Origin of the sequence: Saccharothrix saharensis (assembly GCF_006716745.1) — a bacterium.
Lineage (GTDB): Bacteria > Actinomycetota > Actinomycetes > Mycobacteriales > Pseudonocardiaceae > Actinosynnema > Actinosynnema saharense.
In genome coordinates this window covers 2,733,390-2,755,941 of the sequence record NZ_VFPP01000001.1, presented here as the reverse complement: position 1 = coordinate 2,755,941, position 22,552 = coordinate 2,733,390, and the positions used below count along the sequence as shown (strand labels likewise).

Here is a 22,552-nt window from a genome sequence, read left to right as displayed (position 1 = left end):
TCCGCTTGAGCCGTGCACGCCGTGCCGGGCCTGTCAACCACGTGCCAGGACCGTGTCGACCGCCGCCGACAGCGCGTCCGCCGACGCGGCAGCCGTGCTGCGCCACGCCACGTGGCCATCCGGCCGCACCAGCACCGCGCCCAGCTCACCCACGCCGTAGGCCGAGGCCCACACGGGCGACACGACCTCGGTCGAACCGTCGGCCGACACCTCGACCGCCGTGATCGCCGCGCCCGTTCGGGCGCCGACCTCCTTCGCGACCTGCGCCCAGCCGCTGCCCGCCGGGGTGAGCAGGACGAAACCCGCACCGAACAGGTCCAGAGTGGACGAAGTGTCCGCGCCACGGGTCAGCGGCACGTGCGGCGCGCGGTGGCCCGGTCTCGCGGTGGGGACGTACGTCCGGTAGGGATCCTCGACCGCCGGGGCGTCGGTGCCGTCCGGCACGACGGCGGCCGAGTCGTAGTGGAAGCCGAGGATCAGGCCCTCGCAGCTGCGCCGGCCCGCCTGCTGCGCGATGGCCTCCTTCATGGACAGCTCGCCCTCCATCATCCGGAACGTGATGAAGGCGTTGGCCAGGCTCTCGCCGACGGTGCGCTCGCCGATCGGGTGGCGCTCGGCGTCGTAGGTGTCGAGCAGGGCCTCGCCGGCCGTGCCCGCCAGCACCGCGGCCAGCTTCCACACCAGGTTGTGCGCGTCCTGGATGCCGCAGTTCATCCCGAACCCGCCCTGGGGCGTCGACACGTGCGCCGAGTCGCCCGCGAGGAACACCCGACCCGAGCGGAAGCTCGTCGCGGTCACCGCCTGTTGCAGCCACGGCATCACGCCGACCAGCTCGACGTCCAGGTCCGGCACGCCGACGGCCTCGCGCACCACCCGCACGCAGAACTCGGGCGTGAAGTCGACTTCGCTGCCGCCCTCGTCCGGGTCGTAGCCGGTCTGGATGATCCAGCGCCGCTGGTTGTCCACCGCCTCCACCGCGCAGGGGATCGCGCTGCGGATGAAGTACAGCGCGCACATCCGATCGGTCAGCAGCGGCACCAGGTCGGCGTCGAACATGATGCTGATCATGTGCCCGAGCGGTGGCGGGCCCTCGACGCCGATGCCGAGCCGGTCGCGCACGGTGCTGCGCCCGCCGTCGGCCGCGATGGCGTAGCGGGCGCGGACGCCGGCGCGGCCGGACGCCGACTCGATCACCGCGTCCACACCGGACCCGTCCTGCTCCAAGGACGTGAGCGTGGTGGAGAACCTGACGTCCGCGCCGGGCAGGCTCTCGGCCAGGCCGCGCAGGACCACCTCGAACTTGTCCTGCGCGCAGATGTAGGTGTACGTGGGGCTGTGCGGCGCGTCCTCGGCGACGGGGGCGACCTCGCGGTGGAAGTCGTCCGCGGTCAGCGAGGAGCCGACGCCGACGGCCAGGCTGTCCTCGCGCGGCAGGCCGACGCGCTCCACCTCCGCGGCCAGCCCCCACGACCTCACCAGCTCCATCGTGCGGGTGGACACCAGGCGTGCCTTGGGGAAGATCGACGTCCCGGCGTGCCGCTCCACCAGCAACGACGTCAGCCCGTGCCGGGAGCACTCGATCGACGCGGCGAGGCCGACCGGGCCACCACCCACGATCAGGACGTCGACCTCGAGATCAGCCATGTGCATGAGCCTGCGACACCGCCGCGGGGACGTCAAGGAGACGGATATCGAAGTGATAGAGCACTGAAGTCGCAGGTCAGTAGCTTTGTGGCGAACGACGGCGTGCGCAGCGGGCAAGCCTTGGACAACGTGGGGAGGCGCCATGTTCGCCGAAGGATCGGTCGCCGTGGTCACCGGCGGATCGCGCGGGATCGGGCGGGCCGTCGTGGTCGACCTGGCGGCCCACGGCGTGCACGTCGTGGTCAACTACTCGCGCTCGGAGGAACAGGCCAAGGAACTGGTCGCGCAGGTCGAGCGGAGCGGTGGCAGCGCGAGCGCGGTGCGGGCCGACGTGACCGACGAGGACGCGGTGCGCGAGCTGTTCCGCTCCGTGCGCTCCGAGCACGGCAGGCTCGACGTGCTGGTCACCAGCGCGGGCGTGACCCGCGACCGGCACCTGGTCGCGATGAGCAGCGCCACGTTCCGCGAGACGTTGGACATCAACGTGCACGGCACGTTCCTGGCCTGCCGCGAGGCGATGCGCATCATGCAGCACCAGCGGCGCGGCGCGATCGTGACCCTCAGCTCCGCGAGCGGCCTGGACGGCGGCTTCCCCGGGCAGACGAACTACGTCGCGTCCAAGGGCGCGATCATCGCGTTCACCAAGGCGCTGTCCTACGAGGCCGCGCCGCACGGCGTGCGCGTCAACGTGGTGGCGCCGGGGTTCGTCGAGACCGACATGACCAAGGTCATCCCCGCGAAGCTGCGCGACGGCTACGCCTCGCGCATCCGGCTCGGTCGCATGGGCCGACCCGAGGAGATCGCGAACCTGGTCACGTTCCTGGCCTCGGACAAGGCTTCCTACATCACCAGCGAGACGTTCGTCGCCAACGGCGGCGGCCTCGGCTGACCCATCGAGCCGGACCACCCAGCGGACGGAAGGACAAGCGTGAACCTCGACGAACTGCGCGCCACGGCGGCCGCCCGGCACGACACGTGCGCCCAGATCAAGAAGATGATCGTTTCGCGGCTCGACCTGCCGATCGAGCCCGCGTGGATCACCGACGACCAGCCGCTGTTCGGGCGCGGCCTGGAGTTGGACAGCCTCGACGTGCTGGAGCTGTACGTGGCGATCGAGGCCGAGTTCGGCGTCGCCCTCTACGACAGCGACATGTCGGTGTTCGGTTCGGTGTCGCGCCTGGCCGACCACGTGAACCCGGCCCTCGTCGAGCAGGCGCCGACCGGTTCGGCATGACGACCACCCGGGAGCCCGTGCGGGCGGGGACGTCGCTGAGCAACGACCAGCTCCGGGAGGTCCTGCCGCACCGCTGGCCCTTCCTGCTGATCGACCGGGTCGAGAAGGTCGAGCCGGGCGTCGGCGCGGTCGGGATCAAGAACGTCGCCGCCACGGAGATGTGGTTCCAGGGGCACTTCCCGACCGCGGCCGTGCTTCCGGGCGTGATCGTCGTCGAGGCGATGGCCCAGCTGGCCGGCGTGGTGTTCGCCCTCGCCGGCGCGGGGCCGATCGGCTACCTCGCGGGCGTGCGGGCGATGCGGTTCCGCCGTCCCATCGTGCCGGGGGACCAGCTCGTCCTCACCGCCGACCGCACGGCGGGGGGCCGAGGCTTCAGCGAGTTCAAGGTGAGCGCCAGGGTCGACGGCCAGGTCGCCGCCGAGGGCACCATCACCATCGCGGACCCGGCAGCCACCAGCCCTACCGGAAAGGTTTGACACGACAATGGAATCCCTGACGTCGCCGGTGAAGGCCGCGCACCCCGACGGCGCCGTGTACGGCACCGTCCTGGACGCCGAGGTCGCGCTGCGGTTCAGCACGCTCGACGCCGAGTACGAGGCGATCCGGGAGCGGGCCGCCCTGCTGGACCTGTCCGGCGAGCGGATCATCGAGCTGTCCGGCGGCGGCGCCACCGACTTCGCGCAGAAGGTGCTGGCGCGCGACGTGGAGTACCTGACCGCCGAGCGCTGCATGACGAGCCTGGTGCTCGCCGAGGACGGCACCGTCGTGGACCAGGTCGTGGTGTGGGGCCGGGAGGACGGCCTGCTGCTGGAGTCCTCCACCGGCGCGGGCACCCGGCTGCTGGAGCACCTGCGCGCGCACGCCGAGCCCGGCGTGGAGATCACCGACCGCACCGCCGAGCACGCGCTCTTCGGCCTGGAGGGCCCGTACGCGTGGGGTGTGGTCGGCCGGCTGATCGACGGCGAGCTGGCCGCGCTGCCGTTCGAGTCCGTCGTGGACACCCAGTGGGACGGCGTGGACATCGTCTTCGCCCGCACGGGCGTGACGGGCGAGTACGGCTACAAGGTGCTGGTGCCGCGCGAATCGGCCGAGCGGCTGTGGACCAAGGCCCTGGAGCAGACCGTGCCCGCCGGCCAGGAGGCCGTGGAGCTGGCGATGCTGGAAGTGCGGCAGCCGGTCGTGCGCCACGAGGCGGGCGGGGGCGTCGACGTGCTGGAGATGGGCGCGGGCTGGCTCGTGGACATCACCAAGGACGAGTTCGTCGGGCGTGACGCGGTGGTGGCCGCCTTCGAGGGCACGGCCGAGCGCCGCACGGTCGGTTTCTCCGGCGGCACCGAGGTTCCCGCGCCGGGCACGCCGGTCACCGTGGGCGGGGAGACGATCGGCGAGGTCGTGCACGCGGTGCACAGCGTCGGGCTGAAGTCCGCCCTCGGCCTGCTGCGGCTGCCGCCGGACCTGGCCGCCGCCGGGCTCAAGCTCACCGTCGGCGACACCGAGGTCACCACGCTGACCAGCCCGTACGTCACGCCCAAGAGCTGGAGCACCCCGATCATCTGATCTGGTCACCCGGGTGGTCGCCCGGGGGTCGCGAGGAGGAGCAAGCATGGCGCTGCGGCCAGTGGTCATCACCGGGGTCGGGGTGATCTGCGCGGTCGGTCGGGACCCGGAGGAGTTCTGGGCGCGGCTCACCGCCGGCGGGGGCGGCATCACCGCCGTGGACGACGAGCGGTTCGCCGCGTTCGAGGCCAGGTTCGCGGGCCAGGTGCCCGACGGGTGGATCGACGCGCAACTGCCGGCCGAGGACACGGGACTGGACCGCACGGCCCGGCTCGCCCTCGTCGCGGCCCGGCAGGCGGTCGCCCAGGCGGGACTGGGCACGACCACGCCCGCGGACCTGCCCGCCGAGCGGTTCGGACTGGTCCTCGGCAAGTGCCAGGCCACTCCGACCGCTGCGGGCGGCTACCAGCCGATGCACGCCACCGGTGACGTCGTCGCCCACAAGCTGGGCCTGGCCGGGCCGCGCATCCTGGTCTCGACCGCGTGCGCGGCGGGTGGCAACGCGGTCGGCCTGGCGAAGGACAAGATCCTCACCGGTGAGGCGGACGTGGTGCTCGCCGGCGGCGTCGACCCCCTGTTGTTCGGCACCTACGCGGGGTTCGCGGGCCTCCAGGCCCTCAGCCCCCGCCCGTGCGGCCCCTACAGCCGCTCGGACGGCCTGAACCTGGGCGAGGGCGCCGCGTTCCTGGTCGTGGAGGCGCTGGACCACGCGCTGGCCCGGGGCGCGGAGCCGCTGGCCGAGGTCGCGGGCTACGGCCTGTCCGCCGACGCCTACCACGCCACCGCGCCGGACCCGACCGGCCGCGGCGGCGCCACGGCCATGCGCCGGGCGCTGGCCGACGCCGGTCTGGACGCCGACGCCGTGGACTACGTCAACGGGCACGGCACCGGCACGCCCGCCAACGACGCCATGGAGAAGAAGGTCATGCGCGCCGTGTTCGGCGAGCGGGCGCCGCAGGTGCCGACCAGCAGCATCAAGAGCTTCATCGGGCACACGCTGGGCGCGGCGGGCGCGGTCGAGGCGGTGGCCAGCGTGCTGGCCCTGCGCACCGCGACCGCACCGCCCACCATCGGGTTCACCGAAGAGGCGATCGCGCAGTCCACCTTGGACTTCGTGCCGAACACCGCGCGTGCGCTGGACATGGACGTCGTGGTCTCCAACAACTACGCGTTCGGCGGCAACAACGCCTCGCTCGTGCTGCGCCGCCCCGGCGGGCCGCGCGAGTACGACGAACTGCCCGCCACCGAGGTCGTCCTCACCGGCCTCGGACCGGTCACCGGCCTGGGCACCGGCATCGCCGAGGTCGCCGAGGCGGTCGCCAACGGCCGCACCGCGGTCGGCGCGGAGCCGTCCCTGGAGGGCCGCACGTTCGCGCCGCGCTCGCTGTGGCGGCACATGAACAACCTGTCCCGCATGGCGATCGCCGCCTCCCGGCTCGCCTGGGAGGACGCCGAGCTGAAGCTGCCCCGCGCCGCCCTGGACAACGTGGGCGTCATCTTCGCCACCGCGGCGGGCTCGGTGGAGAGCACCGACGGGTTCGACGAGAGCGTGCTGGCGAACCCGAACAAGCCCGCCGTGCTCAGCTTCTCCAACGTGGTGCTCAACGCCACCGGCGGCGCGGTCTGCCAGACCTTGGGCCTGCGCGGCCCGACCACCACCATCTGCAACGGCAACGCGTCGGCGTCCATCGCGCTGGACTGCGCGGTGGAGACCATCCGCGCGGGCAAGGCGGAGGTGGTGATCGTGGTCGCCGCCGACGAGGCGTCGAGGTCCGGCGACGGCACGCAGGTGAACCCCTACGACCGGAACTCGGGCGAGGCGTCCGCGTCCGCGTCGGTGGCCCTGGTCGTCGAGTCCGCCGCGCACGCCGCCGCCCGGGGTGCGACCCCGTACGCGCGGGTGCTGGGCAGCGCCCACGCGGGAGCCGGAGCGGGCGACGAGCGGTCCCTGGTGGAGCGCGCCATCGCCGCGCTGCCCACCGAAGGCGTGGACCTGGTGGTCGGTGCGGCCACCGGCGGCGCGACCGACGAGGCGGAGGCGGGCGCGGTGCTCGACGCCGTCCCGTCCGCCCGGCTCACCGCCACCGCGGGCCTGACCGGTGACGCGGGCGCGGCCACCGGCGCGCTGAACCTGGCGCTGGCCGCGCTCGCCCTGCGCGACGGCGTCGCACCGGCCGTCGCGGGGCTGAGCAGCCCTCGTGCCGGCGCGGTCGAGTCCTACGTCACCAAGCCGGAGCTGCCGGCCGCACCGGCCAAGGCCCTCGTGCTCAGCGCCGCGCCCGGCTCGGTGCGCGGCGGGACCCTGCTGGGTGCGGTATGACCGGCGCACCCTTCGACGTGCTGGAGACCGACCGGCTGCTGACCACCACCCGGTCGGTGCGCCGCCGGCTCGACCTCGACCGGCCCGTGCCGCGCGAGGTGATCGAGGAGGCGCTGGAGGTCGCCGTCCAGGCGCCGACCGCGAACGACCAGCAGAACTGGCGCTGGGTCGTGATCACCGAGCAGGCGGTGAAGGACCAGCTCGCGGAGCTGTTCGACATCTCCTGGCAGTTCCACCAGAAGGAGGTGTGGACGCGGTCCGGGCGCCGGCGCAACAACCCGCAGGCCAGGAAGAACAACGCCTCCGCCGCCACCCTGGCCGAGACCATCGCCAGGGTGCCCGCGCTGGTGATCCCGTGCGTGCTCGGTCGGCCGCCGGACATCGGCGCGATCGACGCCGAGTGGCTCGGCGCGACCGGCACCCGCAACCTCGGCACCTGGCAGGAGGGCGTGCGGATCGGGGCCATGCGGGCCAGCAACTTCTACGGCTCGATCTTCCCCGCCGTCTGGTCGTTCCAACTGGCCCTGCGCAGCCGCGGCCTCGGCAGCACGATCACGTGCATGCACCTGCCGTTCGAGCGGCAGGTCGGCGAGCTGCTCGGCATCCCCGCCGGCGTCACCCAGATCTGCCTGGTACCGGTCGCCTACACGATCGGCACCGATTTCCGCCCCGCGAAGAGGGTTTCGGCCAAGGAGCGCACGTCCTGGGAGAGGTGGCAGGCATGACCGTCGAGCACACCGGGATCGACGTCGTCGTGGTGGGCGGCGGCATCGCGGGCGCGTCCGCCGCGGCCAACCTCGCGCTGAACGGCCTGTCCGTGGTGCTGTTGGAGAAGCAGGAGACGTACCAGGACATCGTGCGGGGCGAGTGGATCGCGCCGTGGGGCCTGCGCGAGGCGCAGAGGTTGGGCGTGGAGGACGCGTTCGGCTTCGGCGGCGCGTGGGAGATCCGCGAGTGGACGCAGTGGGACGAGACGGTCGACCCGGCCGAGGCGGAGACCGTGGACATGACGCGGTTCGTGCCCGGTGTCGGCGGCCCCATGTCGTTCCCGCACCACGAGGTCTGCGCGCTGATGGCCGAGCAGGCCGAGGACAACGGCGCGACGGTGGTCATGGGCGCGCAGCGGGTGCAGGTCACCGCCGGGACCAGCCCGGAGGTCCGCTGGACCCGGGCCGGGCAGGAGCACCTGGCCAGGCCGCGCATGGTCATCGGCGCCACCGGCCGCGGCTGCACGGTCGGCCGCCAGGTCGGCGTGTCCATGGCGACCTCGGTGCACCACTGGGGCGGCGGGTTGCGCGTCACCGGCCTGGACGACTGGCCGATGGACGTGCAGGCGATGGGCACCGAGGACGAGAAGATGTTCATGGTGTTCCCGCAGGGCGACGGCAACGCCCGGCTCTACATCAACTTCCCGACCGCCAACCGGAAGCTCTACCAGGGCCCGGAGGGCGAGAAGCGGTTCATCGCGGACTTCGAGCTGGCCTCCCTGCCCGACCGCGGCAAGGCCGTGTACGGCGCCGCGAAGGCGATCGGGCCGCTCAAGCTGTGGCCGTCGGTGGCGATGTTCCCCGAGCAGCCGATCGTCCTGGACGGCGTGGTGCTCGTCGGGGACGAGGCGGGCAACGCCGACACGGTGCTCGGCACCGGCCTGTCGTGCAGCCTGCGCGACACCCGGGCCGTGTGCGAGGTGCTGACCGGCGGCGACGACTGGTCACCCGCCGCCTTCGAGGGGTACCTGGCCGAGCGGAAGTTCCGGATGGACCGGCTGCACTTCGGCGCGGGCATCATCGCCAAGCTGCACTGCGAGTTCGGGCCCGCCGCCGCCGAACGCCGCCGCCGGGCGCGCGAGTTGATGGCCGAGAACTTCGCCGCGTCGGTGACCGGCCTGCTCAACATGGTCCCGCCGGAGGACGTGCCGGAGTTCGGGTTCAGCGAGTTCTTCGCCGAGAGGCTGTTCAGGGAGAGGGCATGAGCGTCAAGGACACCCTGCTGACCGGGTCGGCGCACGTCAACGGCGTCGACATCGCCTACGTGGACAAGGGCGAGGGCGACCCGGTCGTGCTGCTGCACGGCTTCCCCGACTCGCACTACCTGTGGCGGCACCAGATCGACCCCCTGGTGGAGGCGGGCTTCCGCGTCATCGCGCCCGACCTGCGCGGTTTCGGCGAGTCGGGCAAGCCGCAGGAGGTCGAGGCCTACGACATGCGCACGATCGTCAACGACGTCGTCGCGCTGACGCAGCACCTCGGCATCCCCAAGGCGCACATCGTCGGGCACGACTGGGGCGCCGCCATCGCGTGGATGTACGCGTTCCTGATGCCGCGCCGCGTCGACCACCTCGCCGTGCTGTCGGTCGGCCACCCCGGCGTGTTCAGCACGCCGTCGATCGAGCAGCGCAAGGCCAGTTGGTACATGCTCTTCTACCAGTTCCCCGGGGTGAGCGAGCAGCTCCTGCGGCGCAACGGGTGGCGGCTGTTCAAGGAGATCATGGGCGGCGAGGGCGACCACCAGCGCTACCCGCGCGAGCTGGCCAAGCCGGGCGCGCTCACCGCGGCGCTGAACTGGTACCGCGCCAACCGCTCGCCCGAGGCAGAGCTGCGCGTGGAGGGCAACTTCCCGCCCGTGCTCGCGCCCACCCTCGGCATCTGGTCCACCGGGGACAAGGCGCTGCTCGAAGAGGGCATGACGGGTTCCGCGAAGTTCGTCAAGGGCTCGTGGCGCTACGAGCGCGTCGAGGACGCCAGCCACTGGATCCCGCTGGACCAGCCGGAGATCGTCACCAAGCTGCTGCTGGGCTTCCTGGGCACCGAGAAGGCCGCGGCGGTGCCCACCCGGCGGCGCCGGCTCTAGTCGGCGCCCGGCTCGTCGGCAAGGCAGCGCAGGAGACTGGAGGTTCGCAGGTGATCGGCTTCGTGTTCCCCGGTCAAGGCACGGTCCGGATCGGCATGGGCGGCTGGCTGCGCCGCGACCCGGCGGGCGCGGCGGTGCTCGCGCGCGCCGACGAGCTGCTGCCCGAGCCGGTGTCGGAGCTGTGCGCCCGCGGGCCGCTGGACAAGCTCGTCGACACTGCGCACGCGCAGCCCGCCGTGACCGCGTGCAACCTCGCCGCGCTCGCGGTCCTGGGTGGACGCGGCGTGGAGCCGGACATCGTCGCCGGGCACAGCGTCGGCGAGATCAGCGCGCTGTGCGCGGCGGGCGTGCTGGACGTCGACACCGCGCTGCGCCTGGTCGCCGACCGCGCCCGGCTGATGGCGGACCTGCCCGACACCGGTGGCATGACCGCCGTGCTGGGGTTGACGCCGCAGCGGGTGGAGGAGCTGTCCGCCGAGGCCGCCCGACCGGGTGAGCCGCTGGTCGTCGGCCTGGAGAACGCGCCGGACCACACCGTGGTCTCCGGCGCGACCGGGGCCGTCGACCGGCTCGTGGCGCTGGCCACAGCCGCCGGCGCCCGCAAGGTGGTGGCGCTCAAGGTGAGCAACGCGTTCCACTCGCCGCTGATGGCGGGAGCGCTGGACGGCTGGGCCGAGGCGGTGCGCGCGACACCGATGCGGCCGCCTCGCGTCCCGGTGGTGCCGAATGCGACCGCGGAGCCGACCACGGACCTGCCGACCATCGTGGACGCGCTGATCGCGCAGCTCACCGCTCGGGTGCGGTGGACCGAGACGATGCGCGTGCTCGCCGACGCCGAGACCCTGGTCGAGGTCGGCGACAGCAAGGTGCTCGCCGGGCTGCTGCGCGGCGTCGGCGCGCGGTGCGTCAGCATGGCCGACCCGGCCGCCGTGCGGAGGTTGCGCCGCCCGGAGCCCGCGGCATGACCACGTGGGGAAGTGCCGCGGTCTCCTTCGGCGGGCTGACCGCACCGTGGCAGCTGGTCGAGCCGATGCCGCTGGAGGTCGTGTTCACCCGCCCGGAACGGCTGCGGTCCGGCGCCGGGCGCACCCTCCAGCACTGGGCGGGCAGGCTCGCGGCCAAGTACGCCGTGCTGCGCCTGCTGGACGAGCCCGTGACCGCGGAGCACCTGGGCGCGGTGGAGGTGCTGCCCGTGCCCGCGCCCCTGTGCGACCGCACGGCGGCCTGCCTGCACGGCCACCCGCCGGGCGTGCGCCTGATCGGCGTGCTGGACGGCAGGGAGGCGGCGGGCACCCGCATCCGGGTCTCCGTCAGCCACACCGCCGACCTGGCGTTCGCAGTGGCACTGACCTCGGCCCGGCTCCCCGAGGACCACGACCTGGAAGCGGTGACCGCATGGACCTGATCGAGACCGCCGCGCGGTGGACCGCGGCCTGGCGCGCCCGCGACGCCGCCGCCATCGCGGACGCGGTGGCGGAGTTCGCCGACCCGGACACCCCGGAGCCGGTGTCGGGCGCCGACCTCGTCGCGCACGTCGAGGCCGTGCTGACCCGGTTCCCGGACCTCGTGCTCGACTTCGCGCCGGCCGCCGACGCGGGCGACACCGCCGTGCTCACCTGGACCCTGGCCGCCACGCACCGCGCCCCCTACCTGGGGATACCGGGAACGGGCGCTGCGGCGGCGGTGGTCGGCGCGGACGTGCTGACCGTCGTGGACGGCGCGGTGCGGGTGCGCCGCCACTTCGACCGGGTCGCGCTGGCCTCGTCGCTGGGCCACACGGCACGCTTCGTCCTCGACCACGACGAGGTGCAGGAGTACGGCATCAGCGCGCGCACCACGATGGGCAGGACCGACTACCCGCAGGTGCTCGCGTTCACCTACCTGGACTTCCGCGACGAGGTCGAGGGTGCGGACGTCGACCTGCTCAGCACCGAGGTGGTCAAGTCGCTGCGCGCCTCGAAGGGCTTCCTCGGCGTGGGCACGTTCGAGATCGGCACCCGCAAGTACACGATCAGCGCCTTCGACCGCCCGGAGTCGGTCCGCGCCGTGCACGCGCGGCCGCACCAGCGGTCCCTGCGGAAGTTCTTCCGCAGCGGCCTGTGCACCGGGGCGTACACCAGCGTGTGGGTGCTGGAGCGGCAGAGCCTGCACCTGCGCTGCCCCGACTGCGAGGAGGTGGTCGACGCGGGCGCGGGCAGGACCTGCGCGTGCGGCACCACCCCGACCCCCGACCCCCTGTTCTGATGACGCCAGGAGTTGCCCGATGACGGTCTTCACCGCCGACCACCAGCCCGCGGCGGGCGGGCGACCGCTGGTGGCCTTCATGTCCGCCCTGTTCGCGGGCGGCTGGATCTGGGACCACCCGTTCGCCGCCCTCGCCGACGCCGGCTGGCCGGTGCTGCGCACCGAGGAGCCCATCTGCGGCGTGGACGCGAAGGTCGCGGGTTCCATCGAACGCCTCGGCGACGCCCTGATGGAGGCCGTGGACGCGGCCGGCGCGCGGGAGGTCGTGGTCTGCGCGAACTCGCTGGGAGGTCTGGTCGCCATCGACCTCGCGGGCCGCTTCCCCGACCGGGTGAAGGCCATCGTGGTCAGCGGCGCGCCCGGCCTGACCGCCGACCCCGACGTGGGCCTGAACATGGACCGGCGCGGCGACGTGCGGTTGCAGGGCGAGCAGTTCCGCGACCGCATGCTGGCCGCCCTCTTCCACGGTGAACCGCTGTTCACCGACGAGCAGGTGGAGTCGACCGCGCAGCTGCTGCGCCAGGGCTCGGCGATGGTGGCGATGGCCCGCAGCATCCGCGCCACCAGGACCTACCAGGTCGACCCGGCGATGGACAAGGTCACGTGCCCGTCGCTGTACGTCTGGGGCCGCCACGACCGCATGACGCCGATCGAGCCGTGGCTCGAACTGGTGCCGCGGCACGCGAACACCGAGTTCGTCACCGTCGAGGACTGCGGGCACATCCCGATGATCGAGCGCGGCGAGGTCTACACCGCCGAGCTGCTGCGGTTCCTCGACGGGGTCACCGGGTGACCGCGCCGCTGATGCTGTTCGGGGTGGACGTGGTGGACGTCGCCCGGGTCACCCGCGCCATGTCCTACAGCGGGCCCGCCTACACCCGGCACGTCACCTCACCCGCCGAGCGCGACCTGCACCCCGATCCCGGCCTCGCCACCGCGGCCACGGTGGCGGTGAAGGAGTGCCTGGTGAAGGCGATCGGCGGCCGGCCGCCCGGGTTCTCCTGGCACGACTTCGAAGCGCGCGGCGAGGCGCCGCTGCCCGGTGCGGAGTGGGCCGACCCGCTGCTGGCCGCCGCGGTGCCCGAGGTCGAGGCGGCCACCCGGGTGTCGATGACCGAGCGGTGCGCCTACACCGTGTTCGGCGCCAGCGGTTCGGCCGCCCTGGCGCGGCTCACCGAGCGCTCCGCGGACCCCGGCGACGGCGTGGCCGTCGTCGGCATGGCCCGCTGGGGCTTCCGCGGTGACCTGATCGTCGCCCTTGCCATACTGACCACCACATCGAGAGGAGCGCTGCGATGCCCGTGACCGAGGCCGCGGCCGAAGTACGCATTCAACCGGGGGATTCCGTCCAGGAAGCGCTCGACACCTGCGCGCCCGGCGCGGTGCTGCGCCTGGCCGAGGGCACCTACGAGGGCAGCCTGGTGATCGGCCGCCCGGATGTGGCGCTCGTCGGCGCGGGCGCGGGCCGCACGGTCATCGTGCCCGGCGCTGTCGCGCCCAGTGCCGTGCCGGCACTGCACGACGCGCCCGCCGACGTGGTCAGCGGCATCACCGTGCACGACGTGCCCGGTGTGACCGTCGAGGGCCTGACCGTGCGCGGCTTCTCCGGCGCGGGCGTCTACGCGCACACCGCCACCGACCTGCGGCTCGTCGACGTCGAGTCGGTCGACAACGCGGTGTGGGGCCTGTACGTGCGCGAGTCGGCCAAGGTGGAGGTGCTGCGCTGCCGCGCCGAGGGCAGCCAGTACGGCGGCATCGCGCTGGCGTTCTGCCCTGCCGCCGACGCGCTGATCGCCGACTGCGAGAGCACCGCCAACGCCTTCGGCGTGTTCGTCGACAACTCCAGCCGCGCCCGGGTCGTGCGCAACCGCAGCCACGGCAACGCGGCGGGTGTGCTGCTGCTGCACCAGACGTACGAGGGAGAGCTGCCCGGCGGCGTCGCCGACGTGCTCGTCGCGGACAACGACATCACCGGCAACACCCTGGCCTCCGGTGGCGACGAGCCCGGCGTGCTGGGTTTCGCCGGCCCGCCGATCTCCGGCGTCGGCATCGCCGCCATCGGCGTCCAGCGGGTCTCGATCGTCGGCAACCGGCTGCACCGCAACGAACCCGGCGGCCCGTCGGTCATGGGCGCCGCGCTGGTGCTGGCGTCGTCGGCGGACTGGGGCGGGTCCGACTCGGTCGACAACTCCATCGAGTGGAACACCGTCACCGGCAACAGCCCGTTCGACGTGCAGATCGGCACCGACCCGGGCAACCAGCGCTTCCGGAACAACGTGGTGGGCGCTTCCCAGCCGGAGCGGATCGAAGGGTGCGGACCCTGATCGAGAGGATGACATGACGCCTGCGCTGGTGTGCGAGGGCCTGGTCAAGCGGTACGGCGACAAGACCGTGGTCGACCGGGTCGGCTTCCACATCGACGAGGGGGAGGCGTACGGGTTGCTCGGCCCCAACGGGGCCGGCAAGACCACGACCATCTCCATGCTCGTCGGGCTGCTGCGCCCGGACGAGGGCTCGGTGCGGGTCGGCGGCATCGACGTCGGCGAGGACCCGGTGGCCGCCAAGCGGCTGATCGGGTACGTGCCGCAGGAGATCGCGCTGTACCCGGAGCTGACCGCCCGGGAGAACCTGCGCTACTTCGGCAGGCTCTACGGCCTGCCGCGGCGTGAGCTGGCCTCGCGCATCGGCGAGGTGCTCGACCTGGTCGGCCTGGCCGATCGCGGCGACGACAAGGTGGACACCTACTCCGGCGGCATGAAGCGGCGCACCAACATCGCCGTGGCCCTGCTGCACCGGCCGCGCCTGCTCATCCTCGACGAGCCGACGGTCGGCGTGGACCCGCAGAGCCGCGTCGCCATCCTGGACCGGGTCGAGGCGCTGGTCGGCGACGGCATGAGCCTGCTCTACACCTCGCACTACATGGAGGAGGTGGAGCGGGTGTGCACGCGGGTCGGGATCATCGACCGGGGTCGCGTGGTCGCCGACGGGACCAAGCGCGAGCTGGTCGCCGAACTGGGCGGCACCGACCGGGTGGAGCTGACGCTGGACGGCGACGTCACCGCGGCGGCCGAGAAGCTGCGGGTCGTGGAGGGCGTGTCCGAGGCGGTGGTCACCGGGTCGTCGTCGATCCGGTTGCTCGTCGCCGGCGGGCGGCACCTGCTGCCCGCGCTGCTGTCCGCCGTCGGCGAGGCCGGCGCCGTGACCGGTGTCGAGGTCGTCGAACCCGACCTGGAGGCGGCGTTCCTGCACCTCACCGGCAGCACCCTGCGCGACTGACGCGGACCGAGCTAGGGACGGGCGAGAACCTTGGGGAAGAGCACCTTGCGTGCCCTGCTGGTCGTGGGCGGCCACGAGTTGCGGTCGCGGCTGCGGGACGGCACCGCGCCGCTGATCGCGCTCGTCGCGCCGATCATGCTCGCGACACTGTTCGGGCTGGCGCTCGGCGGTGACGAAGACCCGCCGCTCAAGGCGACCATCGGCGTGGTCGACCTCGACGGTGGCGAGTTCCCGGCCAGCGTGCAGCGCGAAGCGCTGAACACCGATGAGCTGAAGGGCGTGCTGACCTTCCGCCAGTACCCGGACGAGGCCGCGGCGCGCAGCGCGGTCGACGGCGGCGAGGCGGGTGCGGCCCTGGTGTTCCCCGCCGGGTTCAGCGAGGGCGTCGGCGCGGGCCGCGGCGGGCAGGTGTCGGTCGTGGAGTCACCCGAGTCGCCGCTGGCGGGTGTGGTGGCGCGCGGCATGGTCGATCGGATCTCGGCCCTGGTCGAGGCCAGGACGCTGGCCGTGCGCGCGTCGCTGGAGGCGGGCGTGCCCGCCGACCGGGTGCAGCTGTTCGTCGAGGAGAACGGCGCGGCGGGGCCCGCGCTGTCGCTGGTCGGCGACCCGGTCGCGGGCGGGCGGGTGGACCTCGCCGTGCACTACGGCGCGGGCATGGCGGTGATGTTCGCGTTCTTCGTCGTCGGCACCACGGCCCGCAGCCTGCTCACCGAGCGGCAGAACGGCACGCTCGACCGGATGCGCGCCGCGCCGGTGCCGCTGTGGACGGCGCTGGTGGGCAAGAGCGCCGTCGGGTTCGGGCTGGCGCTGGTCAGCATGTGCGCGACCTGGCTGTCGTCGGTGCTGATCTTCGGTGCGAGCTGGGGAGACCCGCTCGGGGTGTTCCCGCTGCTGCTGGCGCACGTGTTCGCGGCCACCGCGATCGTGATGCTGGTGGCGAGCCGCGCGAAGACCGACGCGCAGGCCGACGGCTACACCCTCGGCGTGGCGTTCGTGTTCGCCTTCCTGGGCGGCAGCATCGTTCCCGTCTACAACCTGCCCGAGTGGCTGCGCGGCGTCTCGCTGATCACGCCCAACGGCTGGGTGTCGGCGGGCCTGTCGGAGCTGGCGGGCACCGGCGCCGGGCCGTCCGCCGTGCTCGGGCCGATCGCCGTGGTCACCGGCATCGGCGTCGTCGCCGGCGCGCTGGCGCTGCTCGGCTTCCGCAAGGGGAGGTTCGCGTGAGGTCCCGCCCCGTCACCGCGCTGGTGCTGGCCAACCTGAAGCGCCAGCTCCGCGACAAGGTCGGCATGTTCTTCATCGTCGTCATGCCGTTCGTGACGATCGTGTTCGTCGGCATGGCCCTGGGTGGCGACGCGGCGGACGCGAAGCTGCCGGTGGCCGTGGTCGCCGACACCTCCGACCCGGTGTCGGCGGCCGTGGTCGCCGAGCTGGAGTCCGACGCGGCGCTGGAGGTGCGGCGCGCGGAGTCCGAGGAGGAGGTCCGTGACGGCGTCCGCCAGGGTGAGCTGGCCGCGGGACTGATCGTGACACCGGGTGACACCAACCTCGAACTGGTCATGACCCAGACCAGCGGCAGCGGCATGGCCGCGCGCAGCGAGATCGACGTGGCGGTCGGCAGGGTGGCGGCCGTGCTGGAGGCGACCCGCGCGGCGCGGGCGGCGGGCGCGTCACCGGAGCAGGCCGACGAGTACGTGCGCAAGGCGAAGGAGCAGGCGGTGGCGGTCACCGTCGCCTCGACGGGCGGCGAGGAGCCGGGCAAGCCGACCGGCTTCGCCTACACCGCGCCCGCGAACCTGCTGCTGTTCACGTTCGTCAACTCGATGGCCGTCGCCGCCGCGCTGGTCGAGAGCCGCCGCATCGGCATGGTCCGCCGCTCCCTGGCCGCACCGGTGCGGCGGAGCCGGGTGCTGCTGGGCGAGGCGTTGAGCCGGTTCGCGGTGGCGCTCGCGCAGTCGTTGCTGATCATCGTGGTGAGCCGGTTCCTGTTCGACGTGCGGTGGGGGGACCCGCTGGGCGTCGGGGTGGTCGTCGCGCTGTTCTGCCTGATCGCCACGGGCGCCGCGATGCTGGTCGGCGCCCTCGTGCGCTCACCGCAGCAGGCACCCGCCATCGGTCCCCCGGTGGGCATCGTCCTGGGCATGCTGGGCGGCTGCCTGTGGCCGCGCGAGGTGGCGGGCGAGGCACTGGGCACTATCGGCTACCTGTTCCCGCACTCGTGGGCGATGGACGCCCTGCTCACCCTGTCCCGCCCGTCGGCCGGGCTGGGGTCGGTGCTGGTCGAGGTCGCGGTGCTGGCAGGCATGGCGGTGGTGGTGCTCGTCGTCGCGCTGGTCGTGTTCGAACGACGAGCGCTGGCGACGGTCTAGACGTGCGGTCGACGCCGTCGTGGGAGCGCACCACGAGGTCGGCGGCCGAGTGGCGGACCGTTCCGAGGTCGTGGCGGTCGAAGGTGCTGCCGATCCACTTGATCGACCCGGCGAAGTCGATGCGGTTGGCGACGGGAGAGCGGTCGGCTCCGACGAGGTCGATCCCGGGGTGGTGTTGGCGGTCCCACCAGCCGCCCACCGCGGCGGTGTCGGGCCGGGGCAGTTCGCCGACCCGACCGGCGGGCTTGCTCCTGGACGGCGCGTCGGATGGGTGGGTAGAGGGCGCAGGTCGCTGTCGGAGAGCGGGTGGTCCACCGCCAGAACGCGTTTTTCTTCGGTGAGTCGGCGCAGCAGCGGGGGACAGCGTCCCGGAGGGGCTGTGTGCCTGGTCGCTTCCGGCGGTGGCTGGGCGTTGGGGAACTGTCGTCAGGTGGGGCCGGTGTGGCGTGGTGCCGGGTCGATGCCCGCTTCGTGCAGGATCCGCCAGACCGTCGAGGCGGCGATGCGGTGGCCGAGACCGGCCAGTTCGCCCCGGGTCCGCCGACGACCCCACCGCGGGACCTCCCCGGTGAGTCGCGGTACGAGCGACTTGATCGCCGCTCGGGTCAGCGCGCCCGGTGCGTCGACGTGCGGAGTGGTCCCACTTGCGGGCCACGAACCTGCGGTGCCGGGCGAGCGGGGTGCCCGGCGGCGTCACCGATCGATGGTCGTGCGGTGGCCGGGAAGTCGGCGCGCCGCCGCGTGGAGCTCTGGGAGCCGTCGTCCCGTCCGCCCGCCGGTCGAAGGGCCGGTACGAGAATGCGGGTCGCTCAGCTGCTCCCGGCACGGCGAGCCTCCGCCGCTGCCCAGGCCTCGACGCCGTCCAGGAACCGGTCCACCCCGAAGCTGAGTTCGACGGGCAGCGCGTCCCCGTCGAACCGCTCGGGTCCGGCGTGGTCGCCGGCGGTCTCGGCGGCGTGGACCGCTGCCAGCGCGGGGTAGCCGGTCGGGTCGATGAGCTCGGCGAGTGCGTGCGCCAGTTCGGCTTCGTTGTGCGGCGACCCTCCGGCGGTCTTGTGCGCACCGGTCATGTCCATGCTGATCTGGGCTGTGCCGCGCACGACCGCGGTCAGGTGCAGGGCCGCCGCCCTCGCCTCGCCACCCGCCAGGCCGGCCGTCAGCAAGGGGCGCAGCAGGCGGTCGAGCCATGCGAGCTGGTTGGGCCCGATCGGTGCGTGGTCGAGCGGGACCCGCAGTAGCCAGGGGCGGGCCTGGAAGCCGGCCCACAGCGCGCCGACCCACTGCCGGACCGCGTGCCGGAAGCCCCTCGTGCTGTCGAGTTCGGGTGGTCGCCCGGCAGCGATGTCGGTCACGACCTCCAGCAGCAGGTCCTTGCTCGGGATGTGGTTGTAGATGGACATCGTCGAGTAGCCGATCTCGGCGGCGATCCGCTGCATCGACAGCGCCTCCAGGCCGTCGGCGTCCGCGATCCGGATGGCGGCGTCGGCGATCTGCGCCACGGTGAGCTTCGGCCGGGGTCCGCGCTGTCCCCGGGAGTGTCCCGACCACAGCAGCGTGAGGCTGCGTTGCAGGTCAGGGCCCTTGCTGTCACGTGTCGCCATGTGCCATCCCGTCCGTGTGCCTCCGCCATTCTAAAACTATGTATGCCGCACACTATTATGTATGGTGTACGTAGTTTCGCTCCCCTCACCACGATCGGATCGCCATGACCCACACGACGAACACACCTCCGGCGGCTCCGCCTCGCTGCACCCGAGCTTGGTGGCGCCGCCCCTGGATCGTGCCGCTGCTGATGGTGGTCGCGGCGTTCCTGGCCTTCTCGGTGCCGCCCTACCTGACCTTCGACCCGTCCCTCTCCCGCCTGCGACCGCCGGAGGGCAACGACCTCTACTACCCGTTGCTCGTCGCGCACGTCCTCTTCGGCAGCGTCGCGATGGCGACTGCCTGCTTCCAGATCTGGCCCGCGTTCCGCGCGCGACACCGGCGGGGGCACCGGATCACCGGCCGGGTCTACGTCTTCGGCGGGGTGCTGCCCGCCGGGCTGCTCGGCCTGTACATCGGCTGGCACACCGCGGCCGGTCCCTCCGTGCGGGTGGCCAACCTCGTGGGCTCGGCGCTGTGGCTCGCGGTCACGATCGCCGCGCTGCGGATGGCCCGCCGGCGCCGCTACGGCGAACACCGCAAGTGGATGTCACGCAGCTTCGCGCTCACCATGTCGATCGTCCTGAGCCGGGTCGTCAACGTGGTGGCCACGATCGTGCTCATGCCCCGGGTGGACACCACCTTCGGCGGCAGCGAAGAACTGATGCGGCACAGCGCCGCGAGCATCGGGGTCTGGCTCAGCCCCTTGCTCCTCCTGCTGCTCACGGACTGGCTGCTGGAACGCCGCAAACCCGGTGGCGCCTCCCTGAGCACTCTCCGACCTCAACCAGCCACGGGATGAAGGGCGAGAACGGCTCGGGCCAGGTCGGTGATGCGAGTGGCGGCGCAGCGGACCGCACGACCACGCCCCTTGCCGTCGGCGATGATCAACCGCACGCGGGGGCAACGCCGCGGGGGTGAGCGACGAACGTCTTGCCCTGGTCCAGCTCGGCGCCGACGCGAGCGGGCCGGGGATCGGGTTGGTGGCGTGAGGATCGGCATCGCCCACCTACAGCGCAGCCGCCCGGCGTGGCCGCGGACATCGCGGGCAACTCGGGGATCCGCAACATCACCATGGTCGACAGCACCCGAGCACCTGCTGATCACGGACCGCGCCTCGCGCGGGAAGCCGCACGGGAGGCACGGTCCTGGTCGCTACGGCCCGACGTCCACCCGGACGTCGCCGCTCGTGCTCACGCCCGCGGCGTTGACGAACTCGGCGCGGTAGAGGGAGGAGCCCGCAGGTTTGCCGGTAACGGGTAGCTCGGCCCGGGGGGTCGCGACCGTGAGCGGCCCCCTCCGCCACGAGCACGCCGTTCTCGAAGAACCGGTACGCCGTCGCGTTCGTGCCCCACCGCAGGTTCGCGGTGACCAGTGCAGCGGTGTAGGCGTAGGTGCCGACCGACACCGTTCGCAACCTGCGGGGGTAGCCGACTCGCATGGTGTTCCCCGGCGATGTCCGACCTCGGGTGATCGACTCCGGGCTGAGAGGCGACCGCAACAGGGTCGTGCTCGGCTGCCGCTCAACTGGTTGTCGCCGGGGGCCGATCAGATCGGGATCTTCGCCGCGAGCCGGACTCCGCGTTGCCGGCGTCATCGGCCCAGCCGGAGAACGACGGATCGCGGATGATCACGTTCTTCGACGAGGACGCCACCACGGCCGCCGCCCAAGCCCGCCGGGTCGGCTGCCCGGCGCGGTCGTGGAGCGGCAACGGCGGCGGGCAGCTGACCGGGCTCGGGTACGGGATCGAGGACGGGCAGCGCGGGAACGCTCGCGGCGGCGAGCGGCAATCAGTTCCGTGCGAACCGACAGCGTCCCAGTGACGCGCAGGAGGAGTCCCCCGGTGGAACGGCTGGACGGGCCGGAAGCGCTGGCTGCCTGGTACGACGCCCACGCTCGCCCGCTGCACCACTACCTGGCCCGGCGGGCCGGGACGGCCGTGGCCGACGACCTCGTGGCCGACGTGTTCCTGGTCGCCTGGGAGCAGCGGGCGGGGTTCGACCCGACCCGCGCCGGGCCCAAGGCGTGGCTGTACGGGATAGCCACCAACCTGCTGCGGCGGCACCACCGCTCCGAGGAGACCCGGCTGCGGGCCTGGGCGCGGGACGGTGGCCGCCGGTCCACCCAGGACGAGGTCGACCACCGGGTCGCGGAGAGCGTGGACGCGGACGTGCGCGCCCGGCGGATGGCCGAGGCCATCGCGGGGCTGCGCGCCGAGGAGCGCGACGTGCTGCTGCTCGTGGCGTGGGCCGAGCTGACCGCGGTGGAGATCGCGGAGGTGCTCGGCATCAAGGAGCAGACGGTGCGGACGCGCCTGCACAGGGCCAGGACGAAGCTGAGGACCGAGGAGGCGCGCGGTGCGTGAGGACGAGATGGACCGCGTCGTGCGGGACGTGCGGGGCGACACGGCTCGGATGACCGATGAGAGCTTCGCCGTCAACCGGGAGAAGGTGCTGGCGCTCACGGCGGCCGGACGGCCGGCGGGCAGGCCGGCGCGGCGGTGGTGGGGTGCCGCCGCGGGCATCGCCGCGCTGGCCGCGGGCGGGGTGCTGGCCCAGGTGGCGCTGGGTGGTCCGACGCCCGCGACCGCCGAGGCGGCTCAGGCGTTGACCAGGGCGGCGGAGGCCATCACGACGACGGACCCGGTGCTGGGCCCCGGCCAGTACCGGTACGCGATCAGCCGCGGCCGGTCCGCGGTGCAGGCCCGGCAGGGCGGGCAGGACTTCCGGTGGCTGGGCGAGGAGGTCCTGGAGGTGTGGCTGCCCGCGGTCGAGGGCGAGGAGTACCTGGTCCGTCCCCGGGACACCGGTCGGCGGGACTGGCTGGTCGGCACCGAGGAGCAGGCGCGCAGCGCCGGGGTGGACCTGCGGCCCGCGCAGCAGAACGAGGTCCGCGGCCGGTGCGACCGGCAGTGCCAGGAGGACCCGGGGACGTGGCAGCAGCCCAACGCCCGGTTCCTGGCCGGCCTGCCCCGCGCGCCGGAGGCGCTGCTGGAGCGCCTGCTGGCGGACGGTCGGGGACGCGGGTCCAGCGACCACCAGGAGGCGCTGGTCCTCGCCTCCGACCTGCTGCGCAGCGGCAAGGTGCCCGCCGACCTGCGGGCCGCGCTGTTCCGGGCGCTGGCGCTGCTGCCCGGCCTGGAGGTGGTCGACCAGTCGGCCAACCTCGACGGCAGGCGGGGCGTCGCGCTGGCCGTGACCGACGGCGACGACCGCCAGGAGGTCATCGTCGACCCGGCCACCGGCGAGTTCATCGGCGACCGCCGCGTGCTGACCGAGTCGGACGGGACCCTGCCGGCCGGGACCGTCGTGGGGTCCGGTTCGGTGACGACGGCCGTGGTCGACGGGATCGGCGTCCGCCCCTGAGGTCCGGACCGCCCGCGGTTCGGTGGGACGGCGAGGGGGTGCGGCCGGTGG

Annotated in this window: 23 protein-coding genes; 21 read left to right on the top strand and 2 right to left on the bottom strand. The window is 73.1% G+C overall.

Going from position 1 to position 22,552, the window contains the following annotated elements:
- Positions 1-33 precede the first annotated feature (33 nt).
- Positions 34-1,644: an FAD-dependent monooxygenase gene (locus FHX81_RS11260; RefSeq protein WP_141977633.1), complete on the bottom strand. Its 1,611-nt coding sequence runs from the start codon at positions 1,642-1,644 to the stop codon at positions 34-36.
- Positions 1,645-1,786: 142 nt separating this feature from the next.
- On the opposite strand from FHX81_RS11260, the gene fabG reads away from it, so the two are divergent.
- Genes fabG through FHX81_RS11175 form a run of 17 tightly spaced genes read left to right on the top strand, consistent with a single transcriptional unit; the run spans position 1,787 to position 17,494 of the window.
- On the top strand, positions 1,787-2,533 hold the full coding sequence (gene fabG / locus FHX81_RS11255; RefSeq protein ID WP_141977631.1) for a 3-oxoacyl-ACP reductase FabG: 747 nt from the start codon (positions 1,787-1,789) through the stop codon (positions 2,531-2,533).
- 39 nt (positions 2,534-2,572) lie between these two features.
- Complete coding sequence (locus FHX81_RS11250) at positions 2,573-2,878, top strand: acyl carrier protein (RefSeq protein ID WP_141977629.1); 306 nt, start codon at positions 2,573-2,575, stop codon at positions 2,876-2,878.
- Positions 2,875-3,354 carry a 3-hydroxyacyl-ACP dehydratase FabZ gene (gene fabZ / locus FHX81_RS11245; RefSeq protein ID WP_141977627.1) on the top strand — a complete coding sequence of 160 codons (480 nt, stop codon included), beginning with the start codon at positions 2,875-2,877 and terminating at the stop codon, positions 3,352-3,354. The genes FHX81_RS11250 and fabZ overlap by 4 nt, the downstream gene beginning before the upstream one ends.
- Before the next feature lie 7 nt (positions 3,355-3,361).
- Complete coding sequence (locus FHX81_RS11240) at positions 3,362-4,435, top strand: aminomethyl transferase family protein (RefSeq protein WP_141977625.1); 1,074 nt, start codon at positions 3,362-3,364, stop codon at positions 4,433-4,435.
- A gap of 46 nt (positions 4,436-4,481) precedes the next feature.
- On the top strand, positions 4,482-6,755 hold the full coding sequence (locus FHX81_RS11235) for a beta-ketoacyl-[acyl-carrier-protein] synthase family protein (RefSeq protein ID WP_141977623.1): 2,274 nt from the start codon (positions 4,482-4,484) through the stop codon (positions 6,753-6,755).
- Positions 6,752-7,480 (top strand): nitroreductase family protein, encoded by a 729-nt coding sequence (locus FHX81_RS11230; RefSeq protein WP_141977621.1) that lies wholly within the window; start codon positions 6,752-6,754, stop codon positions 7,478-7,480. Before FHX81_RS11235 ends, FHX81_RS11230 begins: the two co-directional genes overlap by 4 nt.
- Entirely contained in the window at positions 7,477-8,727 is a 1,251-nt protein-coding gene (locus tag FHX81_RS11225; RefSeq protein WP_141977619.1) for an FAD-dependent oxidoreductase, read from the top strand. Before FHX81_RS11230 ends, FHX81_RS11225 begins: the two co-directional genes overlap by 4 nt.
- Complete coding sequence (locus FHX81_RS11220) at positions 8,724-9,605, top strand: alpha/beta fold hydrolase (protein ID WP_141977617.1); 882 nt, start codon at positions 8,724-8,726, stop codon at positions 9,603-9,605. Before FHX81_RS11225 ends, FHX81_RS11220 begins: the two co-directional genes overlap by 4 nt.
- 50 nt (positions 9,606-9,655) lie before the next feature.
- Positions 9,656-10,570 (top strand): ACP S-malonyltransferase, encoded by a 915-nt coding sequence (locus tag FHX81_RS11215; RefSeq protein WP_141977615.1) that lies wholly within the window; start codon positions 9,656-9,658, stop codon positions 10,568-10,570.
- Positions 10,567-11,010 (top strand): holo-ACP synthase, encoded by a 444-nt coding sequence (locus tag FHX81_RS11210; protein ID WP_141977613.1) that lies wholly within the window; start codon positions 10,567-10,569, stop codon positions 11,008-11,010. Before FHX81_RS11215 ends, FHX81_RS11210 begins: the two co-directional genes overlap by 4 nt.
- Complete coding sequence (locus FHX81_RS11205; RefSeq protein ID WP_141977611.1) at positions 11,001-11,849, top strand: ester cyclase; 849 nt, start codon at positions 11,001-11,003, stop codon at positions 11,847-11,849. Before FHX81_RS11210 ends, FHX81_RS11205 begins: the two co-directional genes overlap by 10 nt.
- 19 nt (positions 11,850-11,868) lie before the next feature.
- Entirely contained in the window at positions 11,869-12,642 is a 774-nt protein-coding gene (locus tag FHX81_RS11200) for an alpha/beta fold hydrolase (protein WP_141977608.1), read from the top strand.
- Positions 12,639-13,154, top strand: coding sequence for a holo-ACP synthase (locus FHX81_RS11195; protein ID WP_246107757.1), 516 nt, complete (start codon positions 12,639-12,641; stop codon positions 13,152-13,154). Before FHX81_RS11200 ends, FHX81_RS11195 begins: the two co-directional genes overlap by 4 nt.
- Positions 13,145-14,173, top strand: coding sequence for a right-handed parallel beta-helix repeat-containing protein (locus FHX81_RS11190; protein WP_141977606.1), 1,029 nt, complete (start codon positions 13,145-13,147; stop codon positions 14,171-14,173). Before FHX81_RS11195 ends, FHX81_RS11190 begins: the two co-directional genes overlap by 10 nt.
- A gap of 13 nt (positions 14,174-14,186) precedes the next feature.
- Positions 14,187-15,125: an ABC transporter ATP-binding protein gene (locus FHX81_RS11185; RefSeq protein WP_141977604.1), complete on the top strand. Its 939-nt coding sequence runs from the start codon at positions 14,187-14,189 to the stop codon at positions 15,123-15,125.
- A 30-nt stretch (positions 15,126-15,155) separates the two neighbouring features.
- Positions 15,156-16,349: an ABC transporter permease gene (locus FHX81_RS11180; RefSeq protein WP_246107756.1), complete on the top strand. Its 1,194-nt coding sequence runs from the start codon at positions 15,156-15,158 to the stop codon at positions 16,347-16,349.
- Positions 16,346-17,494, top strand: a complete 1,149-nt coding sequence (locus FHX81_RS11175) for an ABC transporter permease (protein ID WP_141977602.1) — start codon at positions 16,346-16,348, stop codon at positions 17,492-17,494. Before FHX81_RS11180 ends, FHX81_RS11175 begins: the two co-directional genes overlap by 4 nt.
- Positions 17,495-18,303: 809 nt before the next feature.
- Here FHX81_RS11175 and FHX81_RS11160 read toward each other — a convergent pair.
- Positions 18,304-19,095, bottom strand: coding sequence for a TetR/AcrR family transcriptional regulator (locus FHX81_RS11160; protein WP_141977599.1), 792 nt, complete (start codon positions 19,093-19,095; stop codon positions 18,304-18,306).
- Between the two features lie 191 nt (positions 19,096-19,286).
- Here FHX81_RS11160 and FHX81_RS11155 point away from each other — a divergent pair, with 191 nt between their 5' ends.
- From FHX81_RS11155 to FHX81_RS11145, 4 genes are all read left to right on the top strand, one after another.
- Positions 19,287-19,937, top strand: coding sequence for a DUF2306 domain-containing protein (locus tag FHX81_RS11155; RefSeq protein WP_425473883.1), 651 nt, complete (start codon positions 19,287-19,289; stop codon positions 19,935-19,937).
- Positions 19,938-20,761: 824 nt separating this feature from the next.
- Positions 20,762-20,959, top strand: a complete 198-nt coding sequence (locus FHX81_RS41960) for a hypothetical protein (protein WP_170232013.1) — start codon at positions 20,762-20,764, stop codon at positions 20,957-20,959.
- Between the two features lie 20 nt (positions 20,960-20,979).
- Positions 20,980-21,501, top strand: coding sequence for an RNA polymerase sigma factor (locus FHX81_RS41955; RefSeq protein WP_170232012.1), 522 nt, complete (start codon positions 20,980-20,982; stop codon positions 21,499-21,501).
- A complete protein-coding gene (locus tag FHX81_RS11145) occupies positions 21,494-22,501 on the top strand; it encodes a CU044_5270 family protein (RefSeq protein WP_141977593.1) in 1,008 nt (335 codons plus the stop codon). The genes FHX81_RS41955 and FHX81_RS11145 overlap by 8 nt, the downstream gene beginning before the upstream one ends.
- The last annotated feature ends 51 nt before the right edge of the window (positions 22,502-22,552 follow it).